Source organism: Limosilactobacillus reuteri subsp. porcinus (assembly GCF_036621895.1).
Classification (GTDB): domain Bacteria; phylum Bacillota; class Bacilli; order Lactobacillales; family Lactobacillaceae; genus Limosilactobacillus; species Limosilactobacillus reuteri_J.
The window spans coordinates 1-23,394 of sequence record NZ_LN887380.1 but is presented as its reverse complement, the minus strand read 5'-3'; the positions used below and the strand labels follow the sequence as shown (position 1 = coordinate 23,394).

26 protein-coding genes, 1 pseudogene and 1 other annotated feature are annotated in these 23,394 nt (G+C 40.3%); of the genes and pseudogenes, 26 read left to right on the top strand and 1 reads right to left on the bottom strand.

Annotated elements, in window-relative coordinates:
• The first annotated feature begins 14 nt into the window (after positions 1-14).
• From AACL61_RS03650 to AACL61_RS03635, 4 genes are all read left to right on the top strand, one after another.
• Complete coding sequence (locus AACL61_RS03650; protein ID WP_078009436.1) at positions 15-335, top strand: thioredoxin family protein; 321 nt, start codon at positions 15-17, stop codon at positions 333-335.
• A gap of 128 nt (positions 336-463) precedes the next feature.
• Positions 464-1,111, top strand: coding sequence for a YtpR family tRNA-binding protein (gene ytpR, locus AACL61_RS03645; RefSeq protein WP_339111009.1), 648 nt, complete (start codon positions 464-466; stop codon positions 1,109-1,111).
• Positions 1,112-1,237: 126 nt separating this feature from the next.
• Entirely contained in the window at positions 1,238-2,542 is a 1,305-nt protein-coding gene (gene murC, locus AACL61_RS03640) for a UDP-N-acetylmuramate--L-alanine ligase (RefSeq protein ID WP_339111008.1), read from the top strand.
• A 91-nt stretch (positions 2,543-2,633) separates the two neighbouring features.
• The gene (locus AACL61_RS03635) at positions 2,634-3,347 is read left to right on the top strand and encodes a Bax inhibitor-1/YccA family protein (protein ID WP_003668494.1); all 714 of its coding nucleotides are present in this window, start codon (positions 2,634-2,636) and stop codon (positions 3,345-3,347) included.
• Between the two features lie 202 nt (positions 3,348-3,549).
• On the opposite strand, the pseudogene AACL61_RS03630 reads toward AACL61_RS03635, so the two are convergent.
• A pseudogene (locus tag AACL61_RS03630) lies at positions 3,550-4,227 on the bottom strand (YoaK family protein).
• A 123-nt stretch (positions 4,228-4,350) separates the two neighbouring features.
• Here AACL61_RS03630 and polA point away from each other — a divergent pair.
• From polA to yjeM, 22 genes are all read left to right on the top strand, one after another.
• On the top strand, positions 4,351-7,017 hold the full coding sequence (polA, locus tag AACL61_RS03625; RefSeq protein WP_339111007.1) for a DNA polymerase I: 2,667 nt from the start codon (positions 4,351-4,353) through the stop codon (positions 7,015-7,017).
• Positions 7,018-7,031: 14 nt separating this feature from the next.
• A complete protein-coding gene (gene mutM / locus AACL61_RS03620; protein ID WP_102816580.1) occupies positions 7,032-7,862 on the top strand; it encodes a bifunctional DNA-formamidopyrimidine glycosylase/DNA-(apurinic or apyrimidinic site) lyase in 831 nt (276 codons plus the stop codon).
• Between the two features lie 3 nt (positions 7,863-7,865).
• The gene (gene coaE, locus AACL61_RS03615; protein WP_102816579.1) at positions 7,866-8,465 is read left to right on the top strand and encodes a dephospho-CoA kinase; all 600 of its coding nucleotides are present in this window, start codon (positions 7,866-7,868) and stop codon (positions 8,463-8,465) included.
• A gap of 45 nt (positions 8,466-8,510) precedes the next feature.
• Entirely contained in the window at positions 8,511-8,975 is a 465-nt protein-coding gene (nrdR, locus tag AACL61_RS03610; protein ID WP_019253102.1) for a transcriptional regulator NrdR, read from the top strand.
• 17 nt (positions 8,976-8,992) lie between these two features.
• A complete protein-coding gene (locus tag AACL61_RS03605) occupies positions 8,993-10,348 on the top strand; it encodes a replication initiation and membrane attachment family protein (protein ID WP_339111006.1) in 1,356 nt (451 codons plus the stop codon).
• 20 nt (positions 10,349-10,368) lie between these two features.
• On the top strand, positions 10,369-11,310 hold the full coding sequence (dnaI, locus tag AACL61_RS03600; RefSeq protein WP_102816577.1) for a primosomal protein DnaI: 942 nt from the start codon (positions 10,369-10,371) through the stop codon (positions 11,308-11,310).
• Between the two features lie 46 nt (positions 11,311-11,356).
• Positions 11,357-11,493 (top strand) — a sequence feature (ribosomal protein L20 leader region).
• Positions 11,494-11,535: 42 nt separating this feature from the next.
• The gene (gene infC / locus AACL61_RS03595; protein WP_102816576.1) at positions 11,536-12,048 is read left to right on the top strand and encodes a translation initiation factor IF-3; all 513 of its coding nucleotides are present in this window, start codon (positions 11,536-11,538) and stop codon (positions 12,046-12,048) included.
• A gap of 22 nt (positions 12,049-12,070) precedes the next feature.
• Positions 12,071-12,268 carry a 50S ribosomal protein L35 gene (rpmI, locus tag AACL61_RS03590; RefSeq protein WP_003664106.1) on the top strand — a complete coding sequence of 66 codons (198 nt, stop codon included), beginning with the start codon at positions 12,071-12,073 and terminating at the stop codon, positions 12,266-12,268.
• Between the two features lie 44 nt (positions 12,269-12,312).
• Complete coding sequence (gene rplT, locus AACL61_RS03585) at positions 12,313-12,666, top strand: 50S ribosomal protein L20 (RefSeq protein ID WP_003664105.1); 354 nt, start codon at positions 12,313-12,315, stop codon at positions 12,664-12,666.
• Positions 12,667-12,819: 153 nt separating this feature from the next.
• Positions 12,820-13,350 (top strand): YqeG family HAD IIIA-type phosphatase, encoded by a 531-nt coding sequence (locus tag AACL61_RS03580; protein ID WP_339111005.1) that lies wholly within the window; start codon positions 12,820-12,822, stop codon positions 13,348-13,350.
• Positions 13,343-14,470 carry a ribosome biogenesis GTPase YqeH gene (yqeH, locus tag AACL61_RS03575; RefSeq protein WP_339111004.1) on the top strand — a complete coding sequence of 376 codons (1,128 nt, stop codon included), beginning with the start codon at positions 13,343-13,345 and terminating at the stop codon, positions 14,468-14,470. Before AACL61_RS03580 ends, yqeH begins: the two co-directional genes overlap by 8 nt.
• A gap of 23 nt (positions 14,471-14,493) precedes the next feature.
• Entirely contained in the window at positions 14,494-14,805 is a 312-nt protein-coding gene (gene yhbY, locus AACL61_RS03570) for a ribosome assembly RNA-binding protein YhbY (protein ID WP_003664099.1), read from the top strand.
• A 12-nt stretch (positions 14,806-14,817) separates the two neighbouring features.
• Positions 14,818-15,471 carry a nicotinate-nucleotide adenylyltransferase gene (locus tag AACL61_RS03565; protein WP_019253097.1) on the top strand — a complete coding sequence of 218 codons (654 nt, stop codon included), beginning with the start codon at positions 14,818-14,820 and terminating at the stop codon, positions 15,469-15,471.
• Positions 15,464-16,078, top strand: coding sequence for a bis(5'-nucleosyl)-tetraphosphatase (symmetrical) YqeK (yqeK, locus tag AACL61_RS03560; RefSeq protein ID WP_102816573.1), 615 nt, complete (start codon positions 15,464-15,466; stop codon positions 16,076-16,078). The genes AACL61_RS03565 and yqeK overlap by 8 nt, the downstream gene beginning before the upstream one ends.
• Entirely contained in the window at positions 16,078-16,434 is a 357-nt protein-coding gene (rsfS, locus tag AACL61_RS03555) for a ribosome silencing factor (protein ID WP_102816572.1), read from the top strand. The genes yqeK and rsfS overlap by 1 nt, the downstream gene beginning before the upstream one ends.
• A complete protein-coding gene (locus tag AACL61_RS03550) occupies positions 16,434-17,174 on the top strand; it encodes a class I SAM-dependent DNA methyltransferase (protein WP_102816571.1) in 741 nt (246 codons plus the stop codon). Before rsfS ends, AACL61_RS03550 begins: the two co-directional genes overlap by 1 nt.
• Before the next feature lie 11 nt (positions 17,175-17,185).
• Positions 17,186-18,319 (top strand): nucleotidyltransferase, encoded by a 1,134-nt coding sequence (locus AACL61_RS03545; RefSeq protein ID WP_339111003.1) that lies wholly within the window; start codon positions 17,186-17,188, stop codon positions 18,317-18,319.
• Positions 18,320-18,448: 129 nt separating this feature from the next.
• Positions 18,449-19,006 (top strand): DUF177 domain-containing protein, encoded by a 558-nt coding sequence (locus tag AACL61_RS03540; RefSeq protein WP_003664093.1) that lies wholly within the window; start codon positions 18,449-18,451, stop codon positions 19,004-19,006.
• A 54-nt stretch (positions 19,007-19,060) separates the two neighbouring features.
• Complete coding sequence (gene rpmF / locus AACL61_RS03535) at positions 19,061-19,240, top strand: 50S ribosomal protein L32 (protein WP_003664092.1); 180 nt, start codon at positions 19,061-19,063, stop codon at positions 19,238-19,240.
• Between the two features lie 224 nt (positions 19,241-19,464).
• A complete protein-coding gene (locus AACL61_RS03530; protein ID WP_003664091.1) occupies positions 19,465-20,151 on the top strand; it encodes a response regulator transcription factor in 687 nt (228 codons plus the stop codon).
• A gap of 12 nt (positions 20,152-20,163) precedes the next feature.
• Entirely contained in the window at positions 20,164-21,639 is a 1,476-nt protein-coding gene (locus AACL61_RS03525) for a HAMP domain-containing sensor histidine kinase (RefSeq protein WP_339111002.1), read from the top strand.
• A gap of 188 nt (positions 21,640-21,827) precedes the next feature.
• Positions 21,828-23,321 carry a glutamate/gamma-aminobutyrate family transporter YjeM gene (gene yjeM, locus AACL61_RS03520; protein WP_003668471.1) on the top strand — a complete coding sequence of 498 codons (1,494 nt, stop codon included), beginning with the start codon at positions 21,828-21,830 and terminating at the stop codon, positions 23,319-23,321.
• Positions 23,322-23,394 lie beyond the last annotated feature (73 nt).

The following is a 23,394-nucleotide window of genomic DNA, read 5'->3' as shown; positions in this document are numbered from 1 at the left end:
TAAGGATGAGGATTATGGAAAGATTACCACAATTAAAAGAAGATCAATTAATTGAAACTATTGGCAATAGCAAGGTCGTCCTTTTCTTTACAGCTGGTTGGTGCCCAGATTGCCGTTTTATTAAGCCGGCAATGCCTGAGATCGAACAAGACTTCAGTGATTATACTTTCTATGAAGTTGATCGCGATGAAAACATCGACCTCGCTGCTGAATTAAATGTATTTGGAATTCCAAGTTTCATTGTATATGATAATGGTAAAGAAATTGGTCGATTTGTCAATAAAGATCGTAAAACTAAGCAACAAGTTGAAGATTTTTTAAACAATTTGAAGTAAAATAAGAAGGCTGTGAAAATAAAGGGACTGAATTATTCAGCCTTCTTTAGTTTTAAATTAGATTTTCATAGTCTTCTTTTTATGTAATAATATAAAATGGTAGATTATATTAGAGAGAGGAATATTTGATGTTAATTTCAAGTTACAATCCCAATGAATTAGGCGACATTTTAGTCGTTATTACCGCTCCAGATGCGGATAACCAAATTACTAAGATTGCTGATGATGTAGCTCAGATCACCGTTGAAAAAGATGGCGCATTACTTGGCTATAACTTTATGAACGCCAGCAAGGTCTTACCAGAATTAACAAGTGAAAACGGGCAAGTATTTTTAGATGCAGCCCAAGTTGAAAAATTAAATGCAAAGTTACAAGAAGCGGGCTTTGATAAGCTCTTAACGGCTGACGAAGATCCTAAATTTGTGGTCGGTTATGTTGAAAAGATCACTGACCATCCTAAGTCTGACCACTTAAAAGTAACGCAAACACGGATTGCTGATGATAAGACTGTCCAAATCGTATGTGGATCTCCTAATGTTGCAGAAGGTATTAAAGTCGTAGTTGCTCGGCCTGGTGCGATGATGCCAGACGGTAAGATCATTTGGCCTGGTCAATTGATGGGTGTTGATAGTGGCGGAATGCTCTGTGGTTTCCGTGAACTACGGATTAAGAATGCTCCCGATGAAAAGGGCCTATTCATTATCCCTGATGACTGGCAAGAAGTCGGTGAACCGGTTGATTTTGCTAAGGCCGATACGTTTTACCCAGAAAACTAACAAAAAACAGCTGATTACTATTGCCAAAATTTTATAATGCTTTATTATTTAGTGAGGGATGGATCATAGTTACTGATCTACCCCTCGCATTTATTTTAAATTGAATTGTTGAAAGGAATTGGATTGATGGAACAAAATACATATTACTTTGTTGGTATTAAAGGGACCGGGATGGCCTCTTTAGCACGTATCCTTCATGACAAAGGACACCGAGTACTAGGTTCAGATATTGAAAAGGAAACATTTACACAAGCGCCATTATTAGCGGCGGGAATTAAAATTTTGCCATTTGATCCAGCCAATTTGAAACCAGGGATGATTGTTATCCAAGGAAACGCTTTTGATGATGATCACCCAGAGATTAAACGAGCACATGAATTAGGCCTTAAAATTTTAAGTTACCCTGAGGCTGTTGAAAATGAGGTTAAGAATCATACTAGTATTGGGATTGCCGGAGCACACGGTAAGACCAGTACGACTGCATTGTTATCACACGTATTAGCGGCAGTTGAACCAACTAGCTACTTGATCGGTGATGGAGTAGGTAAAGGAAATGCGGATGCACGCTTCTTTGTTTTTGAAGCCGATGAATACCGTGATCACTTCCTTGCCTATCATCCGGACTATGCAATTATGACAAACGTTGACTTTGATCACCCTGATTACTTCAATGATTTGGCAGATGTCCGTGATTCATTTGAAACATACGGTAAGCAAGTTCAACGAGCAATTTTTGCTTGGGGAGACGATCCTAGTCTTCGTGACTTAAATGTTGATGTTCCGGTTTACTACTATGGAACTAATCCAGATGATGATTTCCGGGCAGAAAGCATTCAACGGACACCAGAAGGCTCAACATATGATGCTTACTTCCGTGACCAAAAGCTTGGCACATTTACCATTCACTTATACGGTGAACACAGTGTTCTTAATAGCTTGGCGGTACTAGCGGTTGCATACATGGAGCACATGAACATGGATGAGATCCAACAGGAACTAGCCAACTTTAGTGGGGTAAAGCGTCGTTTCAGCGAAACTGACATTGCGGATACGACCATTATTGATGACTATGCTCACCATCCAAGCGAAATTAAAGCAACAATTGATGCGGCACGGCAAAAGTACCCAGATCGTGAAGTTATCGCTGTTTTCCAGCCTCACACATATTCACGATTGGCCGCTTACATTGATGGTTTTGCAGAATCGCTTAGCCGAGCAGATAAGACTTTTGTTACCCCAATCTTTGGCTCAATTCGTGAAAATGCTGGAAATGTTTCTAGTGCTGATTTGGAGCAACGGATTGAAGGTAGTGAAGGTATCGACATGGATACCATGGACAAACTTTTGCAATACCACAATGCGGTAGTTGTTTTCATGGGTGCCGGTGACGTTGAAAAGTACGAAGAAAAGTACAAAGAATTGTTAAAATAATTAAAGATTTACTTGAATGAAATGGTGGCCTCTGCTACCATTTTTATAATTAGTCAAATAAAGTCAAATTAAATAGAAAGAGGGAGTCTTGATGAATAACTTTTCTCAAGAGCCAGGGCGTCGGGTTGTTACTGACGCAGCTGGTTTGAATAGTTTCTTGACCCGAATGTATGGAAATATGACGCTGGCAGTTCTTGTTTCTGCATTTAGTGCTTACTTGACCATGGGGGTATTCCGGAGTGCGGTTTTCGGTTTCTTTAGTGCTCACCCTGGAATGGTTTGGGTTATCTTATTGCTACCGATTGCTTTGTCAATGGGGGTAAGCTTTAGTGCTACCCGGAACCCAGTTGGGGCATTTGTTATGCTGATGCTGACGGCAATAATCTATGGTGTCGAGTTTGCAATTATTGCTGGTGTTTATTCGGGAGCAAGCATTGCCTCAGCTTTCGTATCATCCGCGGCTGTTTTTGTCACGATGGCTTTGTATGGGACCATTACTAAGCGCGACTTAAGCAAGTTTGGTGCTCACGCGATGGCTGCCTTGATTGCTTTAATGATTGCCTACCTTATCAACATGTTCTTACAAAGTCCGGCCATTGCTTACATCTTCTCCTTTATCGCTGTTATTATCTTTACTGTTTTAACAGCTTGGGATGCACAAAAGATGAAGCAGATCTACATCAACTATGGTGGCGAAGTATCAACAAATGGTTTAGCTGTTCTAGGTGCCCTTCAATTGTACTTAGACTTTGTAAATCTCTTTATCTCACTTCTTCAAATTTTTGGAATGAGTGACCGAAATTAATTAAAAGTGAATGTGAAACAATCTTCTCGACAAGGCAATGGGCTAAGCTAGGACGATGATTAGCACGGCACGGGCTGATTATCGTTCGTACTTAGACTCGAGCCTTGTGATTGTTTTGCACGTTATCTTGTTATTATATTGCAAAATAGTAAGAGGCTGTTGAAAACAAAAGTTTTTCTCAGCCTCTTACTATTTTAAAAAACTACTTATTAACTTTTTTCCTTTTAGTTAAGTAATAAGAACTATCAGTTACGAGAATCAAAAAAGTGGCAATCCAGATAGTTTTCATTCGGAAAAAGGGAAGCAACTGCGCAGAAATGATCGCGCCGAGCGTAAAACAGATCACGATCATTAAATAACTAAAGGCAGCTGATCGTTGCGAGCGATCATGATGAAAATAATATTCGCTCCAGGCAACCGCAGCTTTTTTGACACTGCCGCTTGTAAAGACACTGTTATAGCCGAGCCCCTCGATTTTGCTAAAAGTGGCACTTTGCATTGCAAGCCAAAATGAAACAGCTGGTACCATCAAATAGTCAGGGAAGCTATCGGGGAGAAAACCGATAATTGCTCCTACTAATAAAATCGGCAATAGACAAACTACTCGCCAATAATCAGTTCTTAAATGGGCATGCAGGCTGCTGACCATTGCTAATCCAAGAATAAATGCAATCAATGAGTCAAGCCGATCAACGACGCCGAGAAAATTATGGTTTGCTAAAGCAGCACTAAGAAAAATAATGTTGCCAGTTTAGGCTGCTGCCATTGTGCGCCCACATTTGATATATGTAAAAGCATCGATGAAGCCACCGCTAAAAGTGAGGAGCAGGGCAAAGAGACGTGCTTCTGCAGGCTTTTGATAGTTAATGAGTTTATCCATGAATTTCATCTCACATCTAATGTTTTTTCATTTTAATTATAGCTTAAATCTTTGGTCAAGAAACTAAACCATTACTACATTCTCTGGTACAATTACTATTAGCGATAGAAGGGCGGGGATTAAATGACAAAACAATTATTGTTAATTGACGGAAATAGTATTGTTTTCCGGGCATTTTTTGCTATGCATAATCAAATGGACAAATTTACAAATAAGGACGGCTTGCATACAGCTGCAATTTATGGCTTTAAGTTGATGCTTGACCATGTGTTGCAAAACTTTAAACCGGATGCGGCTTTAGTAGCCTTTGATGCAGGAAAAGTAACCTTCCGGACGAAGATGTATGATGACTATAAGGGTGGTCGAAACAAGACGCCTAATGAATTGACCGAGCAGATCCCTTATGTGCGCGAATTGATCAAAGACTCTGGATTACATAGTTATGAATTAGCTAACTATGAAGCTGATGATATTATCGGTACTTTGGCTAAGCAAGCGGATGATGCTGGCTACAAGACGTTGATCGTAACTGGAGATCGAGACCTTACCCAGTTAGCAAGTGAGAATACGACCGTTGCTGTTACCCACAAGGGAGTTACTGATACGGAGCACTACACACCAGCGCATGTCGAAGAAAAATTAGGGATTACGCCACGCCAAATAATTGATATGAAGGCACTGATGGGTGATTCTTCTGATAATTATCCTGGTGTAACTAAAATTGGGGAAAAGACTGCAATCAAGCTTGTAAAACAGTTTGGTTCAGTTGAAGAGCTTTATGACCATATCGATGACCTCAAAAAGAGTAAGATGAAAGAACATTTGATTGAGGATGAAGAGGTTGCTCGCCAATGTAAGACATTAGCAACAATTCTTCGGGATGCTCCGATCAAGATTGGCTTAGATGATCTGCAATATCAAGGCCCACAAACGGATGACTTGATTAAGTTTTACAAAGAGATGGGCTTTAAATCTTTCTTGAAAAAGATGGATATCGATGGGGCTGGAGAGGAAGATGAAGCTGAGATTGCTCCAATTGACTACACAGTTTTAACTAAAGATAACTTAGATGAACTAGGACAATTAACGGGTGAAGTAAGTTTTTACCTTGAAATGCCAGAAGAAAATTACCACACGTCACCATTCGCTGGTTTTGTGATCGGCAATGAAGGACACTGGTTTACAAGTCGAGATGTGGACCTGCTTAAAGAGACGCCCCTCAAAGATTTACTCCAGAGTGATAATGTTAAGAAAAATGTCTTTAATGCCAAGGCACAAATCGTTGGGCTTCATCGCCTCGGTATTCCGCTTGAAAACATTAATTTTGATCTACTTTTGGCATCTTACCTTCTAAATACTAATGATAATAGTAATGACCTGGGACAAGTAGCTCAGGAACACGGTTACGATGATGTCCGAACAGATGAGGAAGTTTATGGTAAAGGTGCTAAGCGCGCTGTGCCTGATGATGATAAGACCTTTTTTAGTCACCTGGCTACGAAGGCGCGGGCAATTGAACAGCTGCGCAAGGATCTTTTTGCCAAATTAGACGAAAATAAGCAAACGCCACTATATACTGATATTGAATTACCGCTAACCCGGGTTCTTGCAAAAATGGAAATTGCGGGTGTCCATGTAGATGCACAAACTTTGAAAGATATGGGTAGTAAGTTAACTGAACGGCTATCAGAAATTGAAAGTCAGATCTATCAAGAAGCCGGCGAGGAATTTAACATTAACTCAACTAAGCAACTGGGCCATATTCTGTTTGAAAAATTGAAATTGCCAGTGATCAAAAAGACCAAGACCGGTTATTCCACTGCAGTTGATGTGCTGGAAAAGTTAGCTGATAAGTCACCGATTGTTGAGCAAATTTTGGAATATCGGCAAATTGCTAAGCTTCAATCTACCTATATCACTGGTTTGCTGAAAGTTATTCATTCAAATGACCAAAAGATCCATACGCGCTACTTACAGACATTAACGCAAACTGGTCGCTTGTCCTCTGTTGATCCTAACCTGCAAAATATTCCAGTACGGTTGCCGGAAGGACGCTTGATTAGGAAGGCATTTGTTCCTAGTCATGAAGGTTGGCAAATCTTCTCTTCAGATTATTCGCAAGTTGAATTACGGGTTCTTGCCCATATCACTGGTGACAAAAACCTTCAGGAAGACTTTAAGAATGGTGAAGATATTCATGCTAGTACAGCTCGCCGGATTTTCCATTTAGCTCCAGATGCCGAGATTGACCGTAATATGCGGCGTCGGGCAAAAGCGGTTAATTTCGGAATTGTTTATGGGATTAGTGATTATGGACTGGCACAACGGATTCATGTTAGCCGTGCGGAAGCTCATGAATTTATTCAAAATTACTTCCATGAATTCCCCGGTGTAAAGAAATACATCAATGATACGATTGCGTTTGCTAAAGAGAATGGTTATGTTGAGACGATTACTCACCGCCGTCGTTACTTACCAGATATTCATGCCAAAAGCTTTAGCAAGCGATCATTTGCAGAGCGGACAGCAATGAATACGCCAATTCAGGGAAGCGCTGCTGATATCATTAAGATTGCGATGATCCGAATGCAAGATGAGCTTGAGAAACGCCATCTAAAGGCAAAAATGCTCTTGCAGATTCATGATGAATTAGTCTTTGAGGCCCCAAAGGAAGAAATCCCGGTTCTATCGGAATTGGTGCCAAAAGTAATGGATTCGGCCGTTAAGTTAGATGTGCCGCTTAAAGTAGATAGTAAGTATGGGGATACCTGGTATGACCTTAAAAAATAGATCGGAGGAATTAAATGCCTGAATTACCAGAAGTTGAAACTGTTCGCCGCGGTTTGCTGAAGATTGCCGCTAAGCGTAAAATTAACGCGATCGATGTTTATTATGGTAAAACGATTACCAATGACGTTGAAGATTTTCGGCAGGCGTTGATTGGACAGACGATTGAAAATGTTGATCGGCGAGGGAAATATCTTCTTTTTCGTTTTACTAATGATTTGACGATGATTTCACACCTTCGCATGGAAGGAAAATATTACAACCAACCGATTGGCGGACTCATTGATAAGCATACCCATGTTGTCTTTGAATTTACGGATGGCACGGAATTATGCTATCAAGACACCCGCAAGTTTGGCCGGATGACATTGGTAAAAACCGGTGATGAGATGAATGTCGGCGGATTGAAGACGATTGGTCCTGAACCAACGGAAGACGCCTTCACCTTGCCGTACTTTACAGCTGAATTAAAAAAGAGTCGGGGAAAGATTAAGCCATTCTTGCTTAATCAACGTCATGTCGCCGGTCTGGGTAACATTTACGTTGATGAGGTACTATGGATGACGGGGATAAACCCAGAGCAACCAGCTAATACTTTAACGGCTAACCAGATTGCTGAATTACGGGAAAATATTATCAAAGAACTGGCGACAGCGATTAAGTACAAGGGAACCACTGTGCATAGTTTTACGAATGCATTTGGTGATGCCGGTGCTTTCCAAGATCGCTTAAAAGCTTATGGTCATGCGGGGGATGAATGTCCGCGTTGTGGCACGAAGATGGTTAAAATTAAGGTTGCTGAACGCGGAACGACCTTTTGTCCCCACTGTCAAGTATTGAAGGAATAGGAAATGACAAAAATAGTTGGATTAACAGGTGGGATTGCAACCGGCAAGACAACGGTAAGCAACATTTTGCGCCAGGCTGGGATTCCAGTGATTGATGCTGACCAAGTAGCGCGGCAAGTCCAGACACCAGACTCGGTCGGGTTAACGAGGATTGTCAAAGTATTCGGTCCGAAAGTGCTTTTGCCAACAGGGGAGCTCAATCGGCCAGCCTTAGCAAAAATTGTCTTTAATGATAAAGAAGCGTTGAAAAAACTCAATGAGATTCTTCAGCCATTAATTTACGATGCCATTTTTGCGCAGGCCGATACTTTGAAAAAACAGGGAATTTCCCTCGTGGTGTTAGATGTACCATTATTATTCGAGCAACACTATGATGAAGATTGTGATTATGTGGTAGTTGTTTATACTGATCCACAAACGCAGCTTAAGCGGTTAATAGCTCGTGATCACTGTTCTAAAGAGGAAGCCCAAGCGCGAATTGCTGCTCAAATGCCATTATTAGAGAAAGAGGCGCGGGCGGATTTTAAAATAAATAATAATGGTGACCAGAATGCCCTGCAAAAACAAGTCGCATCCCTAATAAATCAGCTAAAAGCAAAGTAAAATGTGGTAAAATAAAGTACTTATACTATAAAGGAGGGGGACACATTGCGCTGTCCACATTGTCACAAAAATGGATCACGGGTTGTCGATAGTCGGCCAAGCGAAGACGGAAGCTTTATTCGTCGTCGTCGTGAGTGCATTCATTGTGGCTTTCGTTTTACAACCTTTGAACGGTACGAGGAAACGCCACTACTAGTAATTAAAAAAGATGGTACGCGCCAAGAATTCAGTCGCAAAAAAATCCTCAATGGAATTGTACGCTCGGCGGAAAAACGACCGGTTAGTATGGAGCGGTTGACCAAGATTGCAGATAAAGTGGAAAAACAAATCCGGAGTATTGGTGAAAGCGAAGTCTCCAGTCAAATTATTGGTAAATTTGTGATGAACGAATTAAAAGGCGTCGATGAGATTGCCTATATTCGGTTTGCAAGTGTTTACCGCCAATTTAAGGACGTTGATGCCTTTATGAGCGAACTTGAATCCATGATGAAGGCAGAACATAAAAAATAACTTAGGAGGGCTGTAAAATGACTGCAGCAGCTTTTGATCCGCAAGCCGGTTATGTTGTTACGGCCAGCACTGCATTTATTAGTTTTAATGACCAGACTTTTGCAACATTTTATCAGCCAATTTTAGGACCAGTTGCGTTTAGCTTTTTTTATGCGTTAAAAGCGCGCCTGCTGCCTAATCCTACGATTGCCAACCGGACCTTGCAAAGTGACCTGTTAGCCCAGGTAAACGCTGGGGGTCAACAAGTGCTGGAGGCTCTCCATCGTTTAGAGGCAGTTGGCTTAGTACAAACTTATTTCCAGCACGATGAGATCGGGGACGTATATGTTTATGAATTGCAGCCAACCCTTACTCCAGAAAAATTTTTAGCTGATAATTTGCTGAGTATTTTACTTTTAGAGGAAGTAGGAGAGGATGCATTTGATAGTTTGACTAAGCAAAGTCGGCAATACAAGCTTGCTTCTTCTAACACTTCATTGACTAATGTAAGTCACAACTTTTTTGAAGAATTTCATATTAACTCGCAGTCAATTACTGAAACACCACAAGCGATTTTAACGGCGCGAAAACAATCACCGGTAGAAAAGCAACCCCAGTTAACTGCGAGGATGAGCGATGACTTTGATTGGCCAACCTTCATTCACTTGCTGGCTAATCAGCCAATTGTCAGTGCAGATCTGGAAAATAATCGAGACCTAATATTATTAGAACATCAATTATATGGGATTGATGCGCCAACGATGAAGACATTGATTTTGCGGTCGATTGATCTGCAAACCAATCATTTCAATCCGAAAAAATTTAAGCAAATTGTTGCGTCTGCCTATAATATTGTCTATTCTTCAACGACAAAGGTAGCGGAAAAAGAAGCGCCGGTGACAAATAAAAATAGTGAACTGACCAGTAAAGATCAAGAATTATTGGTAACAGCTAAAGATTATTCTCCGGTTGAATTTCTACAGGTCCTTAAAGGGCAGACGGGTGGCTATGTAACTTCAGGTGAACGTCATATTCTGACAGGTTTAGTAGCGCAAGAAAAACTTACCCAAGATGCCATTAATATCTTAACTTGGTATGTGATTAGTGACCGGGGAAATTCTACTTTGACAGCTAATTTTGTCGATGCAATTGCCAATAACTGGCTCCAACATGGCGTAATTAATGGAGAGCAAGCCATCGTTCAATTAAAGACTTTCAACAAGCAGTCGCAAGAAAAGAAAACAAAGACGCTAAAGAAAAATAAGTGGCGCAAAACGATTAAGGAACCGATGCCAGAATGGAGTAAGAAAGATACGAGTGAGCTAATGAAAAAAGCTTCCTCACAAGAAATTGCCAAACTGCGTGAACGGATCGCTAATCGTAAGAAGAAGTAGCAGCTAAAGGAGGTGGCAGCATGCAGTCACTAAACAAAACTTTACAAGAGTTAATGCGCGGTCAAAACATCGCAAACAATATCCAACAAACGATGAAACAAGTTTATGCGGATAAAGATGTTCAAGCATTCTTAAACGAAAATCGTGACCGTCTTAGTAAAGAAGCAATTAAACGGGGGCGATCAAAGCTTTATGAGTTTTTTCATGAAAAGCAATTAATTGAAAAAGGCGTGCCAACTGTTGCCCCGGGATATTCTCCGCAATTGGTTATCAGTGCAGGCCAAATTGACGTAACCTACGTTCCAACTAAACAGTTATTAGAACGCCAACGACAACGTTATATTCAACGGCTAGTTAACTCGATTAATATGCCTAAGTTCATTAAAAATGCGTCATATGATGATTATTATCTAAATGAAGATACCCAAACTGATACACGCACAAAGGCAATTCAAGCAGCCATGGACTTTACGGATAATTACCAAAAAGATAATTTTCAACCAGGACTTTACCTATATGGAAAATTCGGAGTCGGAAAAACATACCTCCTTGGAGCAATCGCTAATGAACTCGCTAAGAGTAAGGAAGTTGCAACAACGATGGTTCATTTCCCTAGTTTTGCTGTTGAAATGCGGAATTCAATCAAGCAAAATAATACCGGTGAAAAATTGGATGCTATTAAACGGGCACCGATTTTAATGCTTGATGATATTGGGGCCGGTGCAATGACAACGTGGGTAAGAGATGATATTTTAGGAGTAATTTTAGAATATCGGATGCAAGAAGAATTACCAACTTTCTTTAGTTCTAATTTTTCAATGGATGAGTTGCAAAATAACCACCTTGCTATCAATGCGCAAGGCGATAATGAGCCCCTCAAAGCGGCTCGCATTATGGAGAGAATCAAGTACTTATCACGTGAGATTGAAATGGAAGGAAAGAATTTGCGTGACAAGGGATAAAGTTCTTGACATTAAAGTTTGAATTTAGTAAGCTAGTAAACGTTGAAAGAAAAAGCAGAAGCACCCGCTTCTCGCCTAGGTGATATCGATCGCCGGGCTGACGAGATGAATGATAATCGACCACTAGGATAAGGTCGTTGTTATGAAGCGGGGTACTTTTGTACCTCGCTTTTTTGCTTGATCTTTCGCTAAAAAAATTGGAGGTGCGTTGCCATAGCACAAGATATGATTGTCAATAACGGTATTCGTGCACGGGAAGTGCGGTTAATCGGTCAAGATGGTGAACAATTGGGCATTAAGTCTAAGCATGAAGCGCTACAATTAGCTGAAGAAGCTAACTTAGACCTAGTATTAGTTGCACCAAAGGCACGCCCAGCTGTTGCCCGCATTATGGATTACGGGAAGTACCGTTTCGAGATGCAAAAGAAAGAGCGTGAAGCTCGTAAAAAGCAAAAGACGATAACGGTTAAGGAAATTCGCCTTAGTCCATCAATTGATACTAATGACTTTAATGTTAAGTTAAAGCGTGTTCGTAAGTTCATTGAAAAGGGCGATAAGGTACGGATTTCATTACGGTTCCGTGGTCGTGCTATTACCCATAAGGATATCGGTCGTGACATGATTGAACGAATGGCTGAAGAAACTTCAGACATCGCTACTGTTGTTCAACGTCCGAAGATGGAAGGGCGGAGTATTTTCTTAACTCTTGCTCCGGCTGCTGATAAAGCAAAGAATTAATTTAAGAAGGTAGGAATTAGTTATGCCAAAGATGAAGAGTAACCGTGCTGCTGCCAAGCGTTTCAAGCGTACAGCTAATGGTGGATTCAAGAGTGGAAACTCATTCACTAGTCACCGTTTCCACGGTAAGACTAAGAAGCAACGTCGTCAATTACGTGGTTTGAGCATGATGGACAAGACCAACGTAAAGCGTTACAAGAAGTTATTACCATTTAAGTAAACTTCACAAAAATAACTATTTAATATACGTAGGAGGATTTCAACATGCGAGTTAAAGGTGGAACTGTTACGCGTGCACGTCGCAAGCGCATTATGAAGTTAGCAAAGGGTTACCGTGGTTCAAAGCACCGTCTTTTCAAGACTGCTAAAGACCAAGTAATGAAGAGTTACACTTACGCTTTCCGTGATCGTAAGGTCAACAAGCGTAAGTTCCGTGAACTTTGGATTGCTCGGATTAACGCTGCTGCACGTATGAACGACATTAGTTACAGCAAGTTAATGCACGGCTTAAAGGTTGCTAACATTGACATTAACCGTAAGATGTTAGCTGATTTAGCTGTTAACGATGCAGATGCATTCAAGGCACTCGTTGACGAAGCTAAGAAAGCTCTTAACTAAGCCTAAATAATCTTCGGTCGCTTATGATGCGTATGCATGATAAGCGGCTTTTTTTAATTAGTTGCTTTCCGAGTAAAGCACACGATATAATTAAATACTAGAACATTTAATCGGGTTAACCGATTGGAATATTAAATTTGATGAGGTGCAACTTTGTTAGAGATATTTAAACCAACATGGATGGTTAATACAATATATTCTGTTTCTCCTGCCCAATTAAAAGAGCAGGGAGTGCGAGCTGTTTTTAGTGACCTGGATAATACCTTGATTGCTTGGAACAATCCAGATGGAACTCCAGAATTAAAGGAATGGATGGATTCTTTACGAGAAGCCCATATTCCGCTAATTGTTATTTCTAATAATAGTAAGGAACGAGTTGGAAAAGCTGTTAATAGCCTTGACCTTCCATTTGTTTCGCGATCATTAAAGCCCTTAAGTTTTGGGATTGATCGTGCACGGAAAAAACTTAATTTAGCAAAAGATGAAGTGGTTATGGTTGGTGACCAGTTATTGACTGATGTTGCTGCGGCTAACCAAGCGGGCATTCGAAGCATTTTAGTACGCCCACTATTAAATACAGATAAGTGGGATACCCGTATTAACCGCTTCTTTGAACGCCGTGTTTGGAAGAACTTAAACAAAAAATATCCAGATTTAAAATGGCAGGAGGATTTGAATGACTGAACAAGAACAACAAACTGAAGAATTACGTTGTATAGGTTGTGGGAGTATTATCCAAACAGAAGATCCTAATGGCTTGGGTTACACGCCTAAGTCAGCCCTTGAGAAGGGAAAGGAGACAGGAGAATTATACTGTCAGCGTTGTTTCCGTTTGCGGCACTACAATGAAATTGCTCCAGTGTCATTAACGGATGATGATTTTTTGCGCCTATTAAATCAGATTCGGGATGCCAATGCTTTAATTGTGTATGTTGTTGATGTTTTTGACTTTAATGGAAGCCTAATTCCAGGCTTACACCGTTTTGTTGGTGATAATCCAGTACTATTAGTTGGAAATAAGGAAGACTTGTTGCCACGTTCTCTACGGCGGCCAAAATTAACTGACTGGATTCGTCAACAGGCAAATATTGCCGGATTACGTCCAATTGATACGGTTCTTGTTTCAGCTAAAAAGAACCATCAGATTGACCGCTTGCTTGATGTGATTGAAAAATACCGGCACAATCGAGACGTTTATGTTGTAGGTGTCACCAATGTTGGAAAATCAACGTTAATAAACCAAATTATCAAGCAACGAACGGGAGTAAAAGAATTAATCACTACTTCACGCTTCCCAGGAACTACTCTTGATAAGATTGAAATTCCGCTTGATGATGGGCATGTTTTAGTTGATACTCCTGGAATTATCCATCAAGAACAAATGGCCCATGTCTTGTCGCCAAAAGACTTGAAGATTGTGGCGCCTCAAAAAGAGATTAAACCAAAGACTTACCAATTAAATGATGGTCAAACATTATTCTTAGGTGGTGTTGCGCGGTTTGATTATCTTCATGGCGAACGCGCAGGGATGGTTGCTTATTTTGACAATAATTTACCAATTCACCGTACAAAGCTAAGCAATGCTGATAATTTCTATGCTAAACACTTAGGAGACTTACTTACACCACCGACTAGCGATGAAAAGGATGGGTTCCCACCATTAGAACGTTATGAATTCCACATTACCGAAAAGAGCGATATTGTCTTTGAGGGTCTAGGATGGATTACTGTTCCTGCAAAAACGACTGTTGCTGCATGGGTTCCGAAAGGTGTCGGAGCTCTGGTACGGCGCGCAATGATTTAATTAATATTTGAAAGGAAAGACTTATGCAATTAAGAGGAAAACAAAAACGATTTTTACGAGCACAAGCGAACCACCTTCAACCACTATTTTCTGTGGGTAAAGATGGTTTGACTGACAACTGGCTTGCTCAACTAGATGGCGCACTCGACCGTCGAGAATTAATTAAGGTTAGCATTTTGCAAAACTCAGATGTTACAACTGATGAAGTCCGTGAATTAATTGAAGAAAAAACTTCTATTCAGGTAGTTCAAGTTATTGGTCGGGTATTAGTTTTATTTAAAGTTTCAGCAAATAAGGATGCCCGTGAATTGTCATCACGAGTAGCTGAAATCTAAGTAAAAGTAGGAGTGACGGTTTTGCAAAGCTGTAGTGTAGTAGATAAGGTGCAAACCCAGGCGCAACCGGAGACTAAGGTTAGTGGACACCGTAAGCGTATCGGCCTCTATGGGGGAACATTTAATCCTATTCACAATGCTCACCTATTTATGGCGGATCAGGTTGGTCATGCCCTCTGTCTTGATCGGGTTGATTTTTTACCAGATGCTAAACCTCCCCATGTTGATCATAAAGATTCCCTTGATCCTCAATTGCGGTTGCAGATGCTCGAATTAGCAGTTGCTGATAACCCTTTTTTAGGGATTGAGCATGCCGAATTAGAGCGGGGAGGAGTTAGCTATACTTACGATACTATTAAGTATTTGTTAGATAAGCACCCTGATGTGGATTATTACTTTATTATTGGCGGGGATATGGTCGATTACCTTGACAAGTGGTACCGGATCAATGATTTAATTCGCTTGCCCCATTTTCATTTTGTCGGCGTTCACCGTCAAAGAGCGAAGAATGAGACACAATATCCAGTCATTTGGGTAGATGTCCCAACAGTTGATTTTAGTTCAACCGATATTCGACAACGGGTGCAACATGGTCAATCAATCAAGTATATGGTTCCAGATGCCGTAAGCAAGTTTATTGAGGAGCATCAATTATATCGTGAATAAAGAATTAGTTTATAATAAAAGTTATATCCCAATGACACGGTCTGAACTTATTGACCGTCTCAAGAAGGCGTTAAAGGATAAAAGATTTCAGCATGTGCTACGTGTGGAAGAGACAGCGATTAAGTTAGCTGAGCAATACGGGGTTGATGTTGAAAAAGCTAGTATTGCAGGCCTGTGTCATGATTATGCTAAACAGCGCCCTGACGAAGATTTTATTGCTGAGATTAAGAAAAAAGGGCTTAATCCGCTGCTCTTAGATTATGGTAATGCAATTTGGCATGGAGTGGTTGGCGCAGAGCTAATTAAGGATGAATTAGGGATTTGGGATGAAGATATCCTAAATGCAGTTCGCCACCATACTACTGGAGCGCCAGTAATGACGAAGCTCGAGCAGGTTATTTACATGGCTGACTATATTGAGCCGGGTCGTGACTTTGCCGGCGTAAAAAAAGCACGAGTAATTACAGCCGCAAACCTTCAAGCAGGAGTTGCTTACCAAACAAAACATACGCTGGCTTATTTGATTGAAAATGGAAAGCCGGTATATCCAAAGACAATAGATACCTATAATGCATGGGTTCCGCAATATGAAGGAGAGATAGATTAATGGATAGTAAACAATTATTAGAAATGGTTGTCAAGGCTGCCGATGGTCGGCGCGCAGAAGATATCGTCGCTCTTAAAGTTGATGAAATTAGTCCAATGGCTGATTATTTCGTTATTATGACGGGGGGCTCAGACCGTCAAGTACAGGCGATCACCAATGCCATTGTTGAAAAAGCGCATGAAGAAAATGTTAACATTGGTAGCGTTGAAGGTAAAAACCATGCTCAATGGGTATTGGTTGACCTTGGTGACGTGGTTGTCCATGTTTTCCGTGAAGAAACTCGTCAATTCTATAACCTTGAAAAACTATGGGCTGATGCACCCCTTGTCAATATTAACGACTGGATTAATGATTAATGATTTATCAAAGTTTTGCCCAGTTATATGACCAGCTTTTTGATCCTGAAATGTATCAGAAGTGGGAAGAATTCACAATTAAAAACCTTCCTGCTGATACTAAGAACATTTTAGATTTAGCTGGCGGTAGTGGACGGTTGGGAGTAATGCTGGCTGCTCGTGGATTTGACGTAACGGTTGCTGACTTTTCTGCTGAGATGCTTAGTATTGCCGATCAACATGCGACGGAAGCAGGGGTTAATCTGCATCTCTTGCAAGCTGATATGCGGGACCTCAGTGCTTTATCGCAGTATGATGCGATCACTTGTTATGCGGACTCTTTTTGTTATTTAGACGATGCTGCGGCCGTTCAAAAGACCTTCAACGAAATTGCTGATCACTTGAAAGATAATGGTGTCTTTTTATTTGATGTCATTTCTCCTTATCAAACTGATGTCGTTTATCCGGGGTATATGTTCAATTATGAAGATGAAGACCACCAGCGAGCGTTCATGTGGCAGTCTTTTAAAGACGATGATGTTGATCATGGTGTAATTCATGAATTAGCTTTTTTTACTCGAGATAATGATGGACGCTATGATCGTGTTGGAGAGACCCATTATGAGCGTGCCTATGAATTGCCTTTGTTAAAGCAGATGTTATCTCAAGCTGGTTTTAATTCCGTTGAAGTGGGATCGAATTTTTCGACTTCTATCAAAGAAGAAAACCCAACACGATGGTTCTTTAAGTGTCATAAATAAGGAGAGTTCACATGAAAGCAGTAGGGATGGTTGTTGAATATAATCCATTTCACAATGGGCATCGCTACCACCTTCAGCAAGCGAAAAAAATTTCCGGGGCAGATGTAACGGTAGTGGTAATGAGTGGCAATTTTACCCAGCGTGGTGAACCGACAATCGTTGATAAATGGTCGCGAGCTAGGGTAGCAGTGATGAATGGCGTGGACCTCGTAATTGAACTACCGGTTTTTTATGCTGTCCAACCAGCACACCGGTTTGCCGGAGGTGCGCTGAGTCTCTTAAATGCTCTTGACGTTGACTCGATTGTCTTTGGGAGCGAGCATCCAGAATGGGATTTCGCCCGTTTGGTGAAGGCTGAAGAAGCTTTTAACCAGGAAAGTTTTAATAAGTATAATGCAACTTATGCCACCCAATTTAACGAGCAATTGAAGGAACAAACTGGTGTCACCTTGATTGATCCCAATGATATTTTAGCTTTTGCTTATACCAAAGCTAAAATTAACCAGGGTTATCATTTTGAATTGCTGCCTATCAAGCGACAAGGGAGTAACTATCACGACCAGCAAATCAAAGGCAAGATTGCGAGTGCGAGTGCAATCCGCCAGGCAATCAATGAAAAAGGCGATTACCGGCAAGCTGTTCCACAAGTGATGGGAGATATATTGACGACCATAAAGAGCATTCCTTCATGGACAGACCTTTATCCCTTATTGCGGAATCAGCTGATTCAAGCGCCTGTTTCGAGCCTTCAGTCAACTTACCTAATGGCGGAAGGACTAGAATATCGAATGAAGGAAGCTGCCCAGCGGAGTATTGACTTTAATTCGTTTATGAAATTCACCAAGACTAAACGGTATACTTATGCCCACTTATTGCGGGTTTGTTTATACACTATCTTGCAGATTACCCAAGAAGAAGTAGCTGAGCATAGTAAACATCCTTATCTTCATGTCTTGGCCTTTAATAAGCAAGGACGTGAATACCTTCATGAGGTAAAAAAACAGCTTGATCTACCGCTGATTACAAAAGTCGACCAAGAAATGCGTGATCAGTTGCTTAACCTTGATTATCGTGCCGGGAAGCTATATCAACTATTTACGCCGATTGAGCAGGATTTGAAGCACCCACCGATAATTATTAATTAACGTCTTTGATAAAGTTTGGTAAAATATTCTAAGTAGATTTGGTTCTCTAAAAGGTTGTCAAGGAAAAAACATTGACAACGTATAAGGGGACTAGTATAATTGCACATGTTGCATTAGGAGGTTAGTACGTTGAAATGGTCGTTAGCTGAATTACATCGTTACCAAGATGAACCACTTCATATTCAAAGTACTTTTGATCTGAACGCATCATTAACGAAGCTGTTTCCAGATATTATTTTAGCTGTTCAACCAGTTAAAGTTGATGGTTACGTTACTTATGACGATGGTGATGCAACGATTAGCGCTCATGTTACGACGACGTTAACCGTTCCATCTAGTCGCTCGTTAACACCCGTTCAATTACCACTCGATTTTACGTTCTCAGAGACGTATATCGATGATCGTTCACATTTTGCCCGCTATGAGGATGAAGATGAGGTTGTTTTCCTTATTAAAAAGGGCGATTCAATTGATTTTGATACTGCATTAGCGGAAAATATCGTTGAACAGGTACCACTACGGGTTCTTTCTGCCGAAGAAAAATCTGGCAAACCAATGCCAAATGGAAAAGGTTGGAGTGTTATCTCTGAAGATGACTACAAGGCCCAGCAGCAGAAAGATGACAAAGTTGATCCACGTCTCGCTAAGTTGCAAAACCTTTTTCCTGATCAGGATAACAAAAAATAGCGGACGGTTAAAAACCATTTGTGGATAATTCTAATTTCTTAGGAGGTGTCAAACATGGCTGTTCCAGCACGGAAGACTTCAAAGACTAAGAAGCGTATGCGTCGGGGTCACATCAAGTTAAATGTACCTGGCCTTACTCCTTGCCCAAACTGTGGTGAACTTCGCAAGTCCCACATGGTATGCCCAAGTTGTGGTTACTACGACGGCAAGCAAGTTGTTAACACTAACAACTAATTAATATAAAAGCTATCCTTTAGGCGCCGGACCTAGGATAGTTTTTTTATTTTAAAATTTTCTAAGAATCTATAAGTAAAAAATGATATAATCTAATTCCTTGATAAATCGAGATTTTTAGTATAGAGAATACTGGGGTTTATTAAAAAATTGTGATAAAATTATTGTGTTTTATTAATACGTATAACAAGTAAAAAAAGATTATTATAGTAGGTGAGTTATTAATGAGTCGAATTTTAATTATTGAGGATGAGGAAAATTTAGCAAACTTTGTAGAACTTGAATTAAAGCATGAAGGCTACGATACAGATGTTGAACTTGATGGTCGTGCCGGACTAGAAGCAGCTTTAAATCAAGACTTTGACGTGATTTTGCTAGACCTGATGCTCCCAGAGTTAAATGGGATTGAAGTGGCACGGCGGGTTCGTGAATTAAAAGATACACCGATTATTATCATGACTGCTCGTGATTCTGTTATTGACCGTGTCTCTGGATTAGATCACGGGGCAGATGATTATATTGTTAAGCCGTTTGCGATTGAAGAACTCCTTGCACGGGTCCGGGCGTTATTGCGGCGAATCAGTATTGAAGATGGTAATAATAAGGAACATCAAACAACGGTCAATTACAAGGATCTTACCATTGAAAAAGAGAACCGGGTTGTTCGTCGCGGCGATGAAGTAATTAACCTTACTAAGCGGGAATACGAATTACTGTTGATCTTAATGGAAAATATCAATGTTGTTATGTCACGAAAAGACCTTTTGAGTAAGGTATGGGGTTACGATTCCAAGGTTGAAACCAATGTTGTTGATGTTTATATTCGGTACTTGCGGAATAAGATCGACCGTCCTGGTGAAAAGAGCTACATCCAAACGGTTCGTGGTACTGGATATGTGATTCGCTCCTAGGAATGATCAATTATGAAGCAAAAAGATGAAAGACGGTTTGTTTCACTAAAAATTAAGTGGGCAGCTGGAACGGCATTAGGGTCATTAATCATCTTTTGTATCGTTGCAATGGCATTGTTTAGCGCGTTTACGCAAAATTTATTTCATCAAGAAAGACAATTATTGAATCAAGGGATGACCAATATTAGTACACAATTAAGTACTGTTGATAAGCCCTTAACTAAAAAGAATGTTAGTCACCTTATTGATCCAGACAGAAACCGGTCGAATATTATTTCCGGAGAGGAATATAAACGACCGGTAATTAAAGAATTAAGTGATGGACACTTGGTTATTAACATTTATAATCCTGATGGAAAGAATATTTTGAGTACAGGTCGTTATATTAAAAAGCCACAGTTTACGACTAATCGCAATATTCATATTGCTGCTGGGCCTGATCATGATGTGTTGGTCGGGCAGATGCCAATTTATGGTCAGAATAATCGGCAGTTGATTGGGTACTTACAAGTTGAAAATAACCTTGACGCTTACATGCAAAGTTATCACCAGTTGGCATTAGTATGTATCTTGGCCCTCTGTCTGGTTGTGATTGCGAGTGGGCTATTGGGATACTTTCTTTCCCTCTTTCTCCTTCGCCCATTGGATGAAATTCATGACACAGTTAAGGAGATTAGTGCAGATCCTACTAAAGATGTCCGGGTACCGACTACCAATCGTAACGATGAACTAGCAGAATTGATAACAATGTTTAATGAAATGCTTGATCGAATGCAGCGATATATCGACCAGCAGTCACAATTTGTCAGTGATGTTAGTCATGAACTCCGAACCCCTGTTGCGATTATTCAAGGACACTTAGAGATGCTGCAACGATGGGGCAAGGATGATCCAAAAGTGCTGGATGACTCAATTAAGGCAACATTAATTGAGACGCGCAGGATGAAAAACTTGGTTCAAGAAATGCTTGATTTGAGCCGCGCAGAGCAAGTAGAGATTAATTTCCGCAACCAGCATACGATTGTTAATGATGTGGTTCACCAGGTCTACAATAACTTTAAGATGCTATATCCAGACTTTACTTTCCGTTTGGACGACGATCTGAAAGAACCAATCATGGTTGATATTTATCGCGATCATCTTGAACAGGTCCTTGTGATTTTATGTGACAATGCCGTCAAATATTCCACTGATGATCATAAAGAGATCCATATTATTCTTTCACGGGGAATGAATACTGTTGAGATTGGTATTCAAGACTTTGGTGAAGGGATCTCACCGGAAAATGTAAAACGGGTCTTTGATCGCTTCTATCGAGTAGATAAGGCTCGTAGTCGTAAGAAAGGCGGCAATGGATTAGGTCTTTCAATTGCCAAACGACTAATTGAAGGTTATCATGGTTCAATTACCCTAGAAAGTTCAGTCGGTGCTGGATCATTGTTTAGAATCATTTTACCGATTATTGAAGATCCAGAGACAAAAAAATAAATATTTAAGATGTGAGAATAGAAGCAGGATGAGAAACTTTTGCTCCTATCCTCACTTTTTTATTACAAAACATTTTTATTCAATTGTTTTCCAAATGGCCGACAAAATAAGCGATGTTTTCAACTAAGGGCGGTATAATGAAAACGGATACTAAAATATGAGGATTTTTATTGAGGAGTTGAATAGGAGTGGCTGCGAAAGAGCAGAAAAAATTAATCACAACGCCAACATTGGTGTTAATGATTATTTCGACAATATATGGGTTTGGTAATGTTTCAATAGCTTATGATCAAATGGCATATGCGGGGATGTTTTGGTATATCCTTGCTGGAGTTTGTTTCTTCTTCCCTTGTTGTTTGATGATGGCTGAATATGGCTCGGCGTTTAAGGATGCCCAAGGAGGGATTTATTCGTGGTTAGCTGGTTCGATCGGGGAACGGCTGGCCTTTATCGGAACCTTTATTTGGTTAGCGAGTTGGGTTTTGTGGCTAGTATCAAGTGCATCTCGGCTGTGGATAACATTGTCGGCACTATTATTTGGCCATGATACTACCCAACAATGGCACTTTTGGATTTTTAATTCTAATCAGTTAATTGGTATCTTGGCGATTCTATTCGTTTTACTGGTGACTTTGCTGAGTTCACAGGGAATTAATGGGATTACGAAAATCAGCTCGTTTGGTGGAGCGTTTATGATTGGAATGAATGCAATTTTTATTATTGCAAGTTTAGTGACGATTATTGCTAACAAGGGGGTTACTGCCCAGCCTATTCACGGTATTAGCAGTTTTATCGAATCGCCTAATCCGGCTTTTAAGACGCCAATTGCGATTATCTCATTCGTTGTTTACGCAATTTTTGCATATGGTGGAATGGAAAATCTTGGTGGAGTTACTGATAGTATGAAAAATCCGGCGAAGACATTTCCAAGGGGCTTAGTTATTGGTTCGCTCTTAACGATTGGCAGTTATGTGCTAATGATTTTGATGACTGGCTTTAGTGTTAATTACAATCATGTTATTGCAAAATCAAGCGTTAACTTGGGTAATGTTACTTATGTTGTCTTTAACCAATTAGGATACCAGCTAGGTGTTTCGCTAGGGTTAAGTCATGCTACTAATATTTTTCTTGGTGTTCTCTTTACGCGGATGATTGCGTTAGCTGGGCTGATGGGGATGTTAGGAGCAATGTTCCTGCTAGTGTACTCCCCGATTAAGTCCTTTATCATGGGAGCTAATCCTGAGTTATGGCCTAAAAAAATTGTGACCCTGAACAAACATGGGATGCCAGCATATGCAATGTGGATTCAAGCAATTTTTGTTTCGTGTATTATTTTCTTAGTTGCATTTGGGGGTTCAGCAGCTGCTAGTTTTTACCAAATCTTGACAGATATGGTTAATGTTTCAACCTGTGCCCCTTATATCTTCCTTGTTGGTGCATTTCCATTCTTTCAAAAGAAGGATATTCCACATGATTTTGTGGTATTTAAAAACCATTTTTGGACAAATGTATTAGTTATCTTTGTTGAAATAATTGTTTGCCTAGGAATCATCTTTACATGTATCCAACCGATTATTGAGCATGATTTTCAAACTGCATTCTGGACAGCATTTGGTCCGGTTTTCTTTGGAATTGTTGCTTGGATTTTCTACAACCACGCATCAAAGAAAATTACAAAGTAGATAAAAGAGAGAGGCTGGGAAAAAACTCCTAGTCCAAAATAAAAACCGGATGATGAATTTTTTGAACAATTCA